Genomic DNA, 16,792 nt, shown 5'->3' with positions numbered 1-16,792 from the left:
CAGCATCAAAAAACAAAATAGAATGGTAACAGAAGATTCTTCCCGAAGAGATTTTATTAAATTCATGTCAGTAGCCGGATTGGCTGTGACAGGGTTGGCTGTAACAGGATTGCCTGCTGCATGTTTAGGTACAAAATCAGTAATTGAAAAACCAAAAAAGAAGAACTTGGTATTCTTGTTTCAGGGAGATTCTATAACTGATGGCAACCGGGGAAGGAGTGAAGATCCGAATCATATTTTGGGACATGGTTATTGTTTTGCTGTTTCCAGTAGAATTGGTACTGATTTTCCGCAGTACGGGTTTAAGTTTATAAACAGGGGTATTAGTGGCAATTCGGTTAAAAATCTTGAGGAAAGATGGCAAACAGATACATTAGAGTTAAAACCGGATATATTAAGTTTATTGGCTGGCATAAATGATGTGAACGCATTAATAGAAGGAAAAGAAGAGGCAATGGATGCAAAAATGTTTGAAAGTACTTACCGTAAGCTGCTGACTTCATGTGTAGAACAAAATCCAAATCTTTTGATAGTATTGGGATTACCGTTCTTTTTTGCTTCCGGCTGGCGTAAAGACCAGTATCAAAAGTGGCATCCATTGACAATCGAAAGAGCTGATATTGTAAGACGAATTGCTGTCGATTTTAATGCTGTTTTGGTTGATTATCCAAAGGTTTTCGATACTGCACAACAGTTAGCTCCAATTGATTATTGGATTTGGGATGGTGTACATCCAACTGCATTTGGTCATGAACTGATGGCTCGTGAGTGGATTAAACAGGTTAGTAATCGTTTGGCTTTTTTAAAATTATATGTAGATTAAGATGAATAAACCTCAAAAAATAATTATAGTATTAATTCTTTTATGTTCGGCAAGTTTGTTTGCCCAGACAAGTTTGTATGTGGCTCCGAAAGGAAATGATGCAGGACAGGGAACAAAAAAAAAGCCTTTTGCGTCTATAGGAAAGGCTTTAACAGAAGCTCGTAAAATCAAGGGAAACGTGGATATATGCCTAACAGGAGGGACTTATTATTTAGAGCAGCCCGTGATATTTACATCGGAAGATTCCCGAAAAGAAAATGAAAAACTCACCATTAAAAGTTTTGATAATCAGAAAGTGATTATTAGTGGAAGTAAAATTCTGAATTTGAAATGGGAAGCGTATAAAAATGGAATTTGGCAGGCAAAAGTAACGCAGGACCTCATTTTTGATCAACTGTTTGTAAATGGGAAATTGCAGCGAATGGCCCGATATCCAAACTTCAATTCAACCGCTCAATATTATGGAGGAACAGCAGAAGATGCTCTTTCAAAAGAACGGATAGCATCCTGGAAATTTCCAGAAGGAGGCTATGTGCATGCATTACATTCTTCAATGTGGGGTGGCTTTCATTATAGAATTAACGGAAAAGACGACAAGGATGAACTGGCTCTTGAAGGAGGCTGGCAAAACAATCGCCGTATGCCGATGCATGACAAATACCGTTTTGTGGAAAATATTTTCGAAGAATTAGACACTATAAATGAATGGTTTTACGATAAGAAAAACAAAACGCTGTATTATTATCCATCAAAGAGTTTAGATATCAAAAAGGCAAAATTTGAAACACCGCAAATAGCTCACTTATTTGAATTTAAAGGTTCGGAAACAAAGCCGGTAAAAAATATTATAATCGAAGGTCTTAGCTTCACACAAACTCTGCGAACCTTCATGCAAAATAAAGAGCCGTTGTTGCGTAGTGACTGGACTATTTATCGTGGTGCAGCTGTGTTTTATGATGGAGCAGAAAATTGTTCCCTTAAAAACTGTTCCCTAAATGACCTGGGAGGTAATGCCGTATTTTTTAATAATTATAATCGCAATTGTGAAGTGTCCGGATGTTTGATTTCGGATATTGGTGCCAGTGCCTTTTGCTTTGTAGGAGATCCTGCTGCTGTACGATCTCCAAGTTTTGAGTATAATCAGTTTGTACCACTGGAGCAGATAGATCGTACTCCGGGTCCAAAAACAAATAATTATCCTGCGGATTGTAGAGTGTTTGATAACCTGATGTTTAATCTGGGGATTGTTGAAAAACAATCGGCTGGAGTGGAGTTATCCATGTGTCAAAGCATTACGGTAAGCCATAATACCATTTACGATGTTCCACGTGCAGGAATTAATATAAGTGAAGGAACCTGGGGAGGCCATATTATCGAGTATAACGATGTGTTTAATACTGTTAAGGAAAGTGGTGATCATGGATCTTTTAACTCATGGGGACGTGATCGTTATTGGCACCCTGATAAAAAACTTCTTGATTCGATTGTTGAAAATAATTACAATCTGGCTCTGGCTGATGTTGTAAAGCCTATTGTCATCCAGAATAACCGTATGCGATGCGACCATGGCTGGGATATCGATCTGGATGATGGATCCAGTAATTATATTATCAGGAACAACCTGTGTTTGAATGGAGGCATCAAGCTTCGTGAAGGAGTTAATCGGGTGGTAGAAAACAACATTCTCATAAACAATACTTTTCATCCACATGTCTGGTTTAAAAATAGTAATGACGTATTTCGTTATAATATTGTTTTTGCAAAATATGCACCAATACATATTAATTCATGGGGTAAAGAAACAGATTATAATGTTTTTCCTGATTTGATTTCACTTAGAGATGCGCAGGAAAGGGGAACAGATAAAAATTCTGTTTACGGAGGCTTAAATTTTATAAATCCGCAAGCGGGTGATTTTCGGATAAAGGATGGTTCAATTGCCTTTACTGTTGGTTTCAAAAATTTCGATATGAATAGTTTTGGTGTTGTTTCGCCACGATTAAAAGCTTTGTCAAAAAAAGTATTAATACCCTCCGTTATTAATCCCAACAATGAAGACACCAATGAAATTATGGATTTTATGGGTGCAAAAGTAAAGAACCTGACAACTTTGGGAGAACAGTCGGCAACAGGTATGGATGATATTCGTGGAATATTGGTAGTAGAAGTAACGTCTAATTCAAACGCAGCTAAGTTTTTGCAGGCCAACGATGTGATCCTGAATTACAACTCTCGAAAGACCAATAATCTTAATGATTTGTCTGAAGCTCAAAAGTCGGTTATTGGAGATAAAACCGAAGTGGTCATTTTCCGAAATCAGAAAGAAGTAAAGAAGTGGGTTGAATTCACAGGCAAAAAATAATCTATGGAATATAGATTAGCAGTAAAATAAAAAGAGGAATTAAACAATATTCACCTCACGTAGAATAAGTATAATAATAATAAGATGATGAAGAAGTATTTAATAGCATTAGTGATAATAACGATTTCCCAAATAACCGTGAAAGCACAAAATGCCAGTTCGTATTTTCCGGATAAAAATCTGGTAACAACCGGTATCTATTATTATCCTGAACAGTGGAACGAAAACCAATGGGAGAGGGATATTAAGAAAATTGCCGATATGGGTTTCGAATTTGTTCATTTGGCGGAATTTGCCTGGTATAAAATGGAGCCTGAAGAAGGAAAATTTGATTTTGCATGGCTGGATAAAGTTGTTGAGCTATGTGTAAAAAATAATCTTAAAGTACTAATGTGTACGCCGTCAGCAACTACACCTACATGGATGCGTGTGAATTATCCTGAAACTTTTATTATGGAGAACCATTACATCCGTGCTGAGAATGGGACACGAGGATTAGGCTCAATCACCAATGCTAAATACCGCGAATTTGTTGAAAGAATTGTGACCGAAATGGCGAAGCGATACGGGAAGAATAAAAATGTGATTGGATGGCAGCTTGATAACGAGCCTCCTGCAATCTCAGATTACAGCCCTTCTTCTCAGGAGGCTTTCAGACAATGGTTAAAAAACAAATATAAAACAGTTGATACTTTAAATGCTGTTTGGGGAACCGCATTCTGGAGCCAGTGGTTCAACAGTTTTGATCAGGTTATTATTCCCAATCCCAACTTAGTAGGCTGGTGGGGTAACAACCCTCATGCATTGCTCGATTTTAAACGTTATCAGGCCGATGCACAGGCCGAGTTTCTCGATTTACAGGCCACTATTTTACGAAAGTCTATCCTGGAAGGACAATACATTACTACAAATTACACCGCCATTTGTACCGGTGCAGATCCAAGACGAACAACAAAAATGGATTTTGCGACCTACACTGCCTATCCGAATGGAGGTACTGATAATATTGGCGACCTGGGTTTTCGATTGGGCAATAGTAAGGTCGTTCTTTTTGCGGCCGAATATTACAAATCTGTCGGAGGTGTTTCCGGAGTAATGGAAATGCAGCCCGGACCCGTTAACTGGGGATCTTATAATCCTCTTTTGATGCCGGGTACGGTACGTATGTGGTTGTATCATAGTTTTGCCGCTGGTGGAAAACTTGCCTGTTCCTATCGTTTTCGTCAGGTTTTGTACAGCTCTGAGCAGTACCATGCCGGAGTTATGCAGACCGACGGTGTGACTCCATCAGCGGGAGGAGAGGATTATATTCAATTCATAAAAGAAATCAAAGAGCTCAGAAAACAATATAAACCCAATGCAAAGCTGCCTGAAAAATTGGCTGAAAGGTCAACAGCTATCCTTTGGAATCTAGAGAATTTCTGGTCTATAGAGCGACAAAAACAAACTTTTCAGTGGGATACATGGAATTATCCTGTAAAGTTTCTTGAAATGACAAAATCTCTGGGAGCACCTACAGCTGTGATTCCGGAAACGGCAGATTTTTCCAAATATAAATTTCTTATTGTTCCGGCTTACGAATTGGCCGATTCGGCATTAGTAAAGAAATGGAACGACTATACAGCAAATGGCGGTCATCTGATCATTACCTGTCGTACGGCCACCAAAAATAGAGCAGGACATTTCTGGGAAGGCGAGTGGGCTGCTCCGATTTCGGATCTTATCGGTGCTCATATCAAATCCACTGATATGCTTTCGGGGTCTGCCAAAGGAGATGTTTCGATGAAATCATCACACTACAATTGGAACAACTGGGCTGATCTTCTCGAAGCAAATAAAGGCACTGAAGTACTTGCCACTTATGATAACCAGTTTTATAAAGGTAAAGCTGCTGTGGTGCAACGCAAGCTAGGAAAAGGAACAGTTACCTACATAGGTGTGGATACCGATGACTCAAAACTTGAAAAGGATATTTTACGTGAAATCTACGCCAAGGCTGGCACTACCACCGAAGATTATCCTGAAGGAATATATGTTTACTGGCGCGATGGATTTTATATGGCGGTAAATTATTCTTCAAACGATTATACAATGAATGTACCTGTAAATGCTAAAGTACTGGTTGGGGAGAAAACGCTGAAACCTGCTGGTGTGTTGGTTTGGAGTGAATGATGAATTATTAAAAATAAAATGAACTAAATACATGTTATGATTAAAATTGCTATAGACTGTGCTGTTTTTTGTTATGATCACGGTACTCTTAAAGTTCTGTTATCAAAGAAAAGCAATTATGCAAATGCCAAATGGGGTATTTTAAGTGGCATGCTTGAGGACAATGAAAGTGCCGATGATGCCGCATTTCGTCTGGCGCAGGAGTATGGAGCGGAAAAAAATATATTGCTAAGACAATTAAAGACTTTTACTGATCCAAATCAGCAGGACTCACAACGAGATATAACGATTGGATATTATGGATTGATAAATATTGATAAATATAAAACGATTTTTGGCAGCAGCCCCTCTTATAAAAGATGGTGGAAAGTTACAGATGTACCAGATTTATTATTTAATCATAAGAAAATTATAGATTTAAGTCTGTATCAAATAGGGAATGTCTTACGCGACTCAGCAGTTGGTTTTGAACTTCTGCCAGAGGAATTTACACTAACTGAGCTTACAAATCTTTATAGAGAAATCCTGAGTGTTGAGGCTAGTGAATCGAGTTTTTGCAAAAAAATTATGCAGAAAAAAATCATAGTACCTCTTGGTGATGAGCAAAAAGGTAGTGAAATTGAAACGAAAAGACGATATAAATTTAATGAAAAGGAGTATGAAAAGTTAGCAATGGAAAAAAAATCTGTCATTTTTTAAATTTCAAGAATCTCTTCTTAAATATGCTTTTCTGTAGCATTTATTTTAATATTGTTTTTTTTCAGAATTACACTACGACTTCATAAAGCGGTTGATCTGGAGCATTCTCCATTTTTTTTAATAGAAGTAATGGTTTTGATTTATGGATTGTAGAAATATGTAAATACATCATTTGTCGTACATAATGCTTCAAATGTTCTATCCTGATAGTTCAGGGGAAAACTACATTTACAATCTTGAATTTACTGATTTCATGTAAATGAACCTGTAAAATTATAGTATGCAAAGTAAATTATAATCTACTGGCAACTACATGATTCAGCAACACTACAAAAAACTAAAAAACTATGATGAAAAGAAAAATTAAGAATTATGCATTTTTACTGCTAATCGTTTTTGGAAATGGATATGCACAATCAAAAAAACATCTGGATGCCAGTAAACCAATTGAAGACCGAATTTCGCTTTTGATGAAAGAAATGACATTAGAAGAAAAGGTGGGGCAAATGAATCAATATAATGGTTCATGGGATGTTACAGGACCAAAACCAGAATCAGGGACAAATGAAGAGAAATACAATAATATAAAGAAAGGGTTGGTAGGTTCTATGCTGAGCATAAGAGGCGTAAAAGAAGTAAGAGCCGTACAAAAAATGGCAGTTGAAGAAACCCGTCTTGGGATTCCGTTAATTTTTGGTTTTGATGTTATACATGGTTACAAGACTCTTAGCCCTATTCCATTGGCAGAAGCAGCAAGTTGGGATTTAGAAGCCATTAAAAATTCGGCGCATATTGCTGCTGTTGAAGCTTCTGCTTCCGGATTAAACTGGACTTTTGCGCCTAATGTTGATGTCTCCAATGATGCAAGATGGGGAAGAGTAATGGAAGGTGCCGGAGAAGATCCTTATCTGGGCAGCAAAATTGCTACTGCCCGGGTTAAAGGTTTTCAGGGCGAGAGCTTAAGTGCTAACACCTCTATTATTGCTTGTGCCAAACATTTTGCAGGTTATGGTTTTGTAGAAGCAGGCAGGGAATACAATAGTGTCGATATGAGTAATTCTAAGTTGTACAATAGTGTATTACCACCTTTTAAAGCGGCAGTCGATGCCGGAATTCGTACCTTCATGAATTCATTTAATACATTAAACGGTGTGCCTGCAACCGGAAATAGCTTTTTGCAAAGGGACATTTTAAAAGGAGCCTGGAGATTTAATGGTTTTGTGGTTTCTGATTGGGCTTCTATAGCCGAAATGATTACCCACGGTTATGCAGCTGATGGAGCCGATGCAGCTCAAAAAGCCGCTATTGCTGGTTCTGATATGGATATGGAATCAAATGTGTATGTAACAGAATTAGCTCAGTTGGTAAAAAAAGGAATAGTAAAAGAAAGTGTGATCGACGATGCCGTTCGCAGAATTCTTAGAGTAAAATTTGAGTTAGGTTTATTTGACAATCCATACAAATACTGTGATGAAGCCCGTGAAAAATCAAGTATTGGAAACAAGGCAAATAATGATGCAGTTCTGGATATGGCCAAAAAATCAATTGTTTTATTGAAAAATAATAAAAACCTGTTGCCATTAAAAAAAGAAGGAATGAAAATCGTCTTAATTGGTGCTTTGGCCAATGATAAAAACAGTCCTCTTGGAAGCTGGAGAATTGCGGCTGATGATAATAGTGCCATATCAGTTCTTGAAGGAATGCAGCAATATAAGAACAATACGTTAGTTTATGAAAAAGGAACTGATGTGGCTTTAAATAAACAGGCATTTGTTGATGAAGTAAAAATTAACACAACTGATTTTTCTGGATTTGAAGCCGCTAAAAAAGCAGCAAAACAAGCGGATGTTGTGGTAATGGTTTTAGGAGAAATTGGTTTTCAAAGTGGTGAAGGACGCAGTAGAACAGAATTAGGACTGCCTGGTAATCAGCAGCAATTATTAGAGGAAGTTTACAAAGTAAATCCTAATATTATTTTGGTTTTAAATAATGGGCGTCCGCTGGCATTACCGTGGGCAGCAGAAAATATTCCTGCTATCGTTGAAGGATGGCAATTAGGAACCCAATCCGGAAATGCAATTGCACAGGTTTTGTACGGAGATTATAATCCAAGTGGTAAGCTGACAATGTCATTCCCAAGAAACGTAGGGCAATGCCCAATTTATTACAACTTGTACAATACCGGACGACCAACCAATAAAGACCAAAACGCTTTTTGGTCGCATTATATTGATGTCGAAAAAACACCATTATATCCATTTGGCTATGGATTAAGTTATACTTCTTTCGAATATAAAAATCTGAAAATAGCAAAAACCTCTTTCCAGAAAGGAGAAAAAATTGAAATAACTGTAGATGTTACCAATACCGGAAATGTTGATGGAAAAGAAGTAGTTCAATTGTATGTAAATGATGTTGCTGCCAGTGTAGTAAGGCCAGTTAAAGAACTAAAAGGTTTTGAGCTTATAGAATTAAAAAAAGGAGAAACTAAAACTGTTCAGTTTACTCTAACAGATAAGGAGCTTGGATTTTATGACAACAATGGTAAATTTTTAACAGAATCCGGTCTGTTTAATGTTATGGTCGGCTGGAATTCTAATGAAGGACTTACCAGTAAATTTGAACTAAAATAAATGCTGAAGAACTTAAAAACAAGAAGATACGCTTCATAATTTTAGTTTATCAGTAAGCAATTTACAGCCTGAGTACGATTAATCCTTATGTGGTCCTTAATCTGCTCAGGTTTTTAGCAATATGGTAAATGTGGAGAAAAAAAGTAAGTGTTCTGTTTAGTTTTATTAATATTGTTTTAGAGATTAAATAACCAATTATAAATTTTATTCAAATAAATTTGATAAAAAATATTAAAATGTAAATGAAAAATATCAGATATATTCTTCTATGCTGCTTTGGGCTTATAAATTGTTTGTTTTCTCAGGATAAATTTGAAAACTACCAATTTAGAAGCATACAGGAAACTACTTCAAAAAGGGCTATTTCTTCTATTATTCAGGATCACAATGGTTTTATTTGGATAGGTACAAACGGCGCAGGTCTATATCGATATGACGGGGTAAATTATTTTGGATACAAACATGATAAAAAACCAGGTTCAGTAAACAGTAACTTTATTTATGCCACTTTTATTGATTCTAAAAATAACTTATGGATTGGTACAGATGAAGGTTTGTGTTTATACAATAGGGATCTCGATAATTTCACTAAAATTAATATTCAGGATGCAATCGTAAAAGGTTATCAACAGCCAATTACTGTAAAAACAATTATTGAGGATAATAACGGCAATCTCATCTTAGGTGCCTATGGTTTTGGAATATTTAAACTTAATACAAAAAACTTAAAAGCATCTTTAGTTCATTCAAAGGTGCTGGAAAAACCAAATTTTTTAATAAAATGTTCGGTAAAAAGTAAGCAGGGAATTATTTATTTAGGAACCAGTTATGGCCTTTTAGAGATTGATCTGAACGGAAAAGTGAAGCAGGTTTATAAAGACAAGTTTAAAAGAGAACCTTTATTAGACGATATAGAAAATCTTGTTATAGATAAATTTGGATATTTATGGCTGGGAACCACTGAAAACGGGCTGATAAAAATTAAACCTGAAACAGATAACTATCAATTTGAGAATTTTTTTATCACCAAAAACAAAATCTTATCGATTATACAAAGCAGTCACGATTATATACTTTGCGGTACTGAAAATGATGGTTTATTAGTTGTAAATTATAAAGGAGAAGTACTGCAAAAATATTTGCATAGTAAATACAATAATTTCAGCTTAAAATCGAATTCCGTTTGGTCATTATACGAAGACAAGGACAAAAGACTTTGGTTAGGCTATTTTAATAAAGGGCTTGGTGTATTCGATAAGCCTGATAACAAATTTAATTCACTTGAGTCGCTTGTGAATAATGATAATTCCTTGCAGACCAGTTATGTAACTTCCGTTATAAAAGATAAAAAAGGTAATCTCTTAATAAGTAATGAAGGCGGAGGGCTTGATATTTATAATCTTACTGATAAAAGGTATATTCACGTTAACAAAAATAACCAAAATTACTATTCCGGTCTGGATGCTGTTGATATTCAGACTATATTCATAGATAGCAAACAAAACATCTGGGTAGGAAGCTGGGATCGTGGTATATACTTTTTGAAAAATGGAACTACCAGATTCACAAACTACAATACAGCAAATACACCGGGATTAAAATCGAATCGAATTTTTAGTTTTTCTGAAGATTCAGGAGGCCGAATTTGGATTGGAACTTTCATAAAAGGACTTCATTATTTTGACAATAAAAACAGCACATTTGTGCATTGTAACACTAAACAATTTGCAGAAAACGCTCTGGATGAGGCTTTTATTCGTAAAGTTTTTGTAGACTCTGATAATATTTTGTGGGTCGGGACAATTTTAGGACTATATCAGGTAAACTTAAATGCCGACTCCGGTTTTAGAGTGATAAATATGCGGGATGAAATGTTCAGGGATAAGACGAAGTATAACAGTATTCAGACCATTTTATCAATTTATGAATCCAATGATAAAAAAATATGGATAGGTACAGATGGTGAAGGACTGTTTAGTTACAATAAAAAAAATAAGATATTTTCTAATTACGATGATTTTCCAGGTTTTGAAGAGAAATCAGTCCGGGCTATAATTTCTGACAATAATGGATCCTTATGGATAAGCGGTGGATCCGGATTAACAAAACTCGATTTTAAAAATAAACAAAGTACCAATTTTAATAAAGATGATGGTCTTATTGATAACGATTTTAATAATAATGCGGTCTTTAAAGATGGAAATGGCGAGCTGTATTTTGGTGGTTACGAGGGAGTAAATTATTTCAATCCGAATGAAATTAAAAAAGCAGAAAAAGCACCGAGCTTATATTTCAGTGATTTCAAATTATTCAACAAATCCGTAAAACCAAATGAAGAGGCTTCGCCGTTAACCAAAGTAATTTCTCAGACAAAAGAAATTATTCTCAATCATGCACAATCCGTTTTTACGATCGAATATGTGGGGATAAATTACAATTATTCTAAAAAAAACAAATATGCCTACTACCTTGAAGGTTTTGAAAAAGATTGGAATTATGTTGGGAATAACAGAACAGCTACCTATACAAACCTCGAGCCTGGTAATTATGTATTTAAAGTAAAATCTGCCAATGCAGATGGTTCCTGGAGCAATGTTCAGTTAGAATTAAAAATAAAAATCCTGCCACCCTGGTGGAAAACTTTTTGGTCCTATTTAATATACGCCTCTATTTTAGTTTTCCTGATTATATATTTCAACAAGATTTATCAAAATCGTTTTAAAGCCAGACAATCCATAATTTTAGAAAGGGAAAAGACGATTCAGTTAGAGAAACTAAATAATAAGAAACTACAGTTTTTCACTAATATTTCGCATGAATTCAGAACACCACTCACCCTAATTATTAATCCTCTGGAAGATATTTTAAGAAGTAAGAACGTATCGCGTGAAATACATAATAAATTAAAAATCGTACACAAAAGCTCAGACAGGCTTTCAAGGCTTATCAATGAGCTCATGGATTTTAATAAATTGGAGTTTAACAAAGTTTTCCTTCAGGTTAAAAAAATTGAAGTAATCGCATTTGTTAATGAAATTATAGGCTATTTTGATGAGGAAGCTGCTGCGAGAAACATAACAATTGATTTTGAATCATCACTTGAGGAGCTCGAAGATTGGTTAGATCCTAAAATGCTGGAAAAAATAATATTTAATATCATTTCAAATGCCTTTAAATTTACCCCTGATGACGGCTTTATAGCTATTGCTGTAGATAAATTAGATCAGGATAGTTCACTGATAATTAATGGAAGTAAAATTCCATCCTTTTCAATAACAATTACAGATACAGGTTCAGGAATTCAAAAAGAGGATTTGAAAAGAATTTTTGATAGATTTTATCAGGTCAATAACCTGAATAAAGATTATTACGGAAGCACAGGAATTGGCTTAGAGGTAGTAAAAGAATTTGTGGAGCTGCATAAAGGAAAGATTGATGTTGAAAGTAAACCGGGAGAAGGAACAAAATTCATGGTAACATTTCCTTTAGGCAAATCTTTTTATAAGGAAAATGAAATAGTTGATGAGGTTTTCGAAATAGAAAAAAACAAAAATAAATTCTTGTTTGAATCGAATAAAAAACAAATAGATGAAGAAAATATTACTAATGAGTCAACGAAAGAGATTGTAGAAGATACTGCAAAAGCATATACCGTTCTGATTGTGGAGGATAATCTTGAGTTAAGAAATTATCTGAAACAGGAGCTAAGTAAATTATATAAGGTCATTACAGCCGAAAACGGTAAAAAAGGATATGAACTAGCCGTTCAGAAATTACCGGATATCATAATTACCGATGTTATTATGCCGGTAATGGACGGTTTGCAATTCTGTAAAAATATAAAAGGAGATCTAAAAACAAGTCATATTCCGTTATTAATGCTCTCTGCAAAAGCAATGGTAAATGACAGGCTTGAAGGAATAGATTCTGGTGCTGATATGTATTTGAGCAAACCATTTGAATTGGATATTTTAAAATCCAGTCTCGCGCAGCTTATTACAAGCAGACAAATAATGTTTAAGAAATTTTATACAGGTATCACTAAAGACGGGAAAGAAAAAACAACTTCATTAGACAATGATTTCATTCAAAAAATTCTTCATTTTATTAATGAAAATCTGAGTGAATCTGACTTAAGTGTGGAGTTGCTTTCTTCTAAAGTTTTCCTGAGCAGGAGTCAATTGTATCGAAAAATAAAAACACTAACTGGTGTGTCAGTAAATGAGTTTATTAGAAATGTACGATTAGAAAAAGCAAAACAATTGCTCGAACAAGGCAATAAAAATGTTAATATCAATGAAATTAGTTATAAAGTAGGATTTACAACGCCTTCCTATTTCGCCAAATGTTATAAAATTAAATACGGACATCTTCCGACGCAGGAAATAACAGGGAAAGAATAAAGACTATAGAATAAAGATTATAGAGTAAAGAGTAAAGAGTAAAGAGTAAAGAGTAAAGAGTAAAGAGTAAAGAATATAGAATATAGAATATAGAATATAGAATATAGATAAGAGAGTCATTAAGACTCAATATAATTTTAGAAAGCCCCGATTTTTTAATCAGGGCTTTTTTTTGTCAGACTATTACCTGAAAATTTTTGTTTTTGAATTCTATTAAAAACTTGCGTTTTTAATAGAATTACTACAATATATTTTTTTAAAATATATTTTTCTTGCCAGTTTTTTGGTAATGCTTCATTGATGATTTTAATGGTTTAAGTTGTTTTTTCACTTATACAGGAGGTTGAGATGTTGTTTTTGCATCAAATGGTGCATGATTTGCTTCATCTGTTCTACACTCGCACGACTCTAGATTTTACTTTCGTTAAGAAATATTTAAGAAATAGTTTTTGCATTACAGCTCACATAATGAGCTTGACAAAAACAACTTATTAAATGTTTTTACAAACTAAAAACAACTGATTATTTAACTTAAACTAACAACCAAATTTTATGCAGAAAAGAACATTAAAAAAACTATTGTGTTTAACAGTATGTATGTGGGGAAATTTTTTCTTTGCTCAAACTGTTAAAGGTAAAGTAACATCAGGAGGAACCAGCCTTCCAGGTGTTAGTGTAATAGTACAAGGAACAAAAAACGCAACTGTCACGGATTTTGACGGTAGTTTTGTCTTAAGCAATGTTGAACCAAATACGGCATTGCTTTTTACTTACGTAGGATATAAAAATTTGACACTGCCAGCAGATACAAAATCAGTCATGCAGGTGGTCATGGTAAATGACCTTGAAAAATTAAATGAAGTCGTGGTGATAGGATACGGAACTTCAAAAAGAAAAGATATAAACGGTGCTGTTTCCTCAATTAAAGCTTCTGAAATTCAGGACAAGCCCTTTACTTCTATCGATCAGGCTCTTGTAGGTAAGGCCGCAGGTGTAAATGTTACTCAAAATTCAGGTACTCCCGGAGGTGGAATCTCGGTTCAAATTAGAGGAATTACTTCTATTAACGGTAATGAACCTTTATACGTTATTGACGGAACACCAGTTTTTGCTGACAAAAACAACGACTCCTTTTCATTCAGCGCATTAGGCGGAGGAAACGGACAAACTAAAAATTCCGCTTTGTCTGGTTTGAATATTTCGGATATCGAAACTATTGATATTTTAAAAGACGCATCGGCAACAGCAATATACGGTGCAAATGGTGCAAATGGTGTCGTTTTGATTACAACCAAAAAAGGAAAAAAAGGAAAATCAAAGTTTACGTATGAAACCTATTTAGCTAGCCAGGAAGTAACCAATACGGTTGATGTTTTGAACTTACCACAATATGCTGCCTATCAGGCAAAAATTTTTAAATTAAACGGTGAGCCAGTTCCTTTTCAATATCAGAAACCAGATTTATTAGGAAATGGAACAAACTGGCAGAATGAACTTTTTAGAACCGCTACAATGTATAATCATCAGCTGTCATTCTCTGGTGAAAAAGAAGGAACACGTTACTACACCTCTTTAAATTATTTCGATCAGGAAGGAATTGTTTTAAATTCAGATTTTAACAGATTATCGATGCGATTAAATGTAGATTCTACTGTGAAATCGTGGCTAAAGATTGGTAATAACTTATCCGTAAGTAAGTCGTCTCAACAGGTAGTAAGAAACGATGACAGAGGTGGTTTAGTCATGAATACCTTAAGACAATCTCCTGAATTACCGGTTAGATACGCCGATGGTTCTTATGCAGGACCAATAACTGGTTTAGGGTCTTCTGCAAATGAAGCAACAAACCCTATAGCTTTGTCGGAATACAATAATTCAACTACAGAAAGATTTAAAATTAATGGTAATTTATTTGCTGATTTTACAATTATCAAAGGATTGGTTTTTAGATCTGAATTAGGATATGATCTGAATTTTTCAAAAAGCAGTGCCTTTGCACCTAAATATACCTTAGGAAATGTGTCTGAACTTTTAAACAAATCATTCAAACAACAGGATCAAAGCTATTATTGGAACATTAAAAACTATCTTACCTATAATACAACGATAAACGATAAACACAGTTTTACTTTCTTATTAGGTCAGGAAGCTCAGGAAAGCCGTTATGAATATATAAGTGGTTACAGAACGGGTGAGTTTTTAAGTAAAGACTTTACGAACTTAAACATAGGTGATATTGATACTGCAGTAAACGGTAATGGTTCTGGCAGATGGTCTATGGCATCTTATATTTCGAGATTAAACTATAGCTTTTCTGACAGATATTCTTTTTCTGCTTCTTTAAGAGCAGATGCTTCATCAAACTTTGGACCTAACAACAAATGGGGCTATTTCCCGTCATTTTCAGGAGGATGGACAGTAAGTAACGAGAAGTTCTTTGAGCCTTTGTCAAACAGCATAAATTATTTAAAATTCAGGGCAGGTTACGGTCTTGTGGGAAATCAAAATATTCCGGCAAACAGATATCAAACGATCCTGTCGTTACTTTCATCTCCGTTTGGAGGTGTATCTCCAACAATTGATAATTTAGGTAATCCGGATATTAAATGGGAATCCCTTAAATCTTTCAATGCTGGTTTTGAACTAGGATTATTTAATAACAGAGTAAAAATAGATTTTGACTATTATATTAAAAATTCTTCAGATTTCCTGACCAAACAAATCAACGATGAATCAAATCAAAGTGCACTTAATTACTACCTGAATACAGGCGAAATTGTAACTAAAGGAGTTGAATTTACATTGAATACAAGAAATATTGTTACCCCTAATTTTACATGGGACAGCACCATTATTTTATCTAAATACAACAATGAGCTGACCAGTTTTCAGGGCCAGGGCAAATCTTTGTTAGGAAAAGTACAATTCGATTTATATAACGTGACAAGAACAACAGAAGGACAGCCAGTAGGCCAATTTTATGGCTATGTTACCGATGGATTATTCAAAAATGCTGCCGAATTAGCTGCAGGACCAACTCAGGAAGCAGGAACCGGAATTGGAGATATTCGTTTTAAGGATCTTAACAGCGATGGAAAAATCGATAGTAAAGACCAGGCAGCCATAGGAGATGCAATTCCTGATTTTACGTATGCATTCACCAATAACTTTAAATACAAAAATGTTAGTTTATCTGTTGTTTTAACAGGAAGCGAGGGTAACCAGATCTACAACTTTACGCGCCATTATACGGATGGTATATATCCGGGATTTGGAGACCGTTTTGGAAATGTTAGTACAGAGGCTCTGAAGGCTTTCGAACCTGGAGTAAACGAAAATACAGATGTGCCCCGAATCACACTTAATGATCCAAATGGTAATGGCAGAATTTCGAATCGATTTGTTGAAGATGGCTCTTATTTAAGAATTCAGAATGTTTCATTGAGCTACGATTTGCCAGAGAAGATATTCGAAAAATCTATTTTCTCTAAAATCAGATTGTATGCGAATGTTCAAAATTTATACACGTTTACTAAATATTCAGGTTTTGACCCTGCTTTAGGAAATTTAGATCAAAATATAACACTAAGCGGTATTGATTTAGGGCGATATCCTGTGCCAAGAACGACTTCTATAGGAGTGAATTTAGAGTTCTAAGATTTATAAAACACACATTTAACTTAATGATTCATAATCGTTA

Annotated in this window: 7 protein-coding genes; all 7 read left to right on the top strand. The window is 34.9% G+C overall.

The annotated features are described in order from the left end of the window. The first annotated feature begins 22 nt into the window (after positions 1–22). Complete coding sequence (locus tag AC6CH4_RS22630) at positions 23–823, top strand: SGNH/GDSL hydrolase family protein (protein ID WP_498107027.1); 801 nt, start codon at positions 23–25, stop codon at positions 821–823. A 1-nt stretch (position 824) separates the two neighbouring features. After that, the gene (locus AC6CH4_RS22625; protein ID WP_498107025.1) at positions 825–3,185 is read left to right on the top strand and encodes a right-handed parallel beta-helix repeat-containing protein; all 2,361 of its coding nucleotides are present in this window, start codon (positions 825–827) and stop codon (positions 3,183–3,185) included. A gap of 84 nt (positions 3,186–3,269) precedes the next feature. Then, positions 3,270–5,357: a beta-galactosidase gene (locus AC6CH4_RS22620; RefSeq protein ID WP_498107023.1), complete on the top strand. Its 2,088-nt coding sequence runs from the start codon at positions 3,270–3,272 to the stop codon at positions 5,355–5,357. A gap of 36 nt (positions 5,358–5,393) precedes the next feature. Then, a complete protein-coding gene (locus AC6CH4_RS22615; protein WP_498107021.1) occupies positions 5,394–6,056 on the top strand; it encodes an NUDIX hydrolase in 663 nt (220 codons plus the stop codon). A gap of 350 nt (positions 6,057–6,406) precedes the next feature. Next, the gene (gene bglX, locus AC6CH4_RS22610) at positions 6,407–8,689 is read left to right on the top strand and encodes a beta-glucosidase BglX (RefSeq protein WP_498107081.1); all 2,283 of its coding nucleotides are present in this window, start codon (positions 6,407–6,409) and stop codon (positions 8,687–8,689) included. 242 nt (positions 8,690–8,931) lie between these two features. After that, positions 8,932–13,092 (top strand): hybrid sensor histidine kinase/response regulator transcription factor, encoded by a 4,161-nt coding sequence (locus tag AC6CH4_RS22605; protein WP_498107019.1) that lies wholly within the window; start codon positions 8,932–8,934, stop codon positions 13,090–13,092. A 552-nt stretch (positions 13,093–13,644) separates the two neighbouring features. After that, positions 13,645–16,749 (top strand): SusC/RagA family TonB-linked outer membrane protein, encoded by a 3,105-nt coding sequence (locus AC6CH4_RS22600; RefSeq protein ID WP_498107017.1) that lies wholly within the window; start codon positions 13,645–13,647, stop codon positions 16,747–16,749. Positions 16,750–16,792 lie beyond the last annotated feature (43 nt).

The sequence above is a fragment of the Flavobacterium sp. GQ95 genome (assembly GCF_059758655.1).
This window is presented reverse-complemented; position numbering and strand designations above follow the sequence as displayed.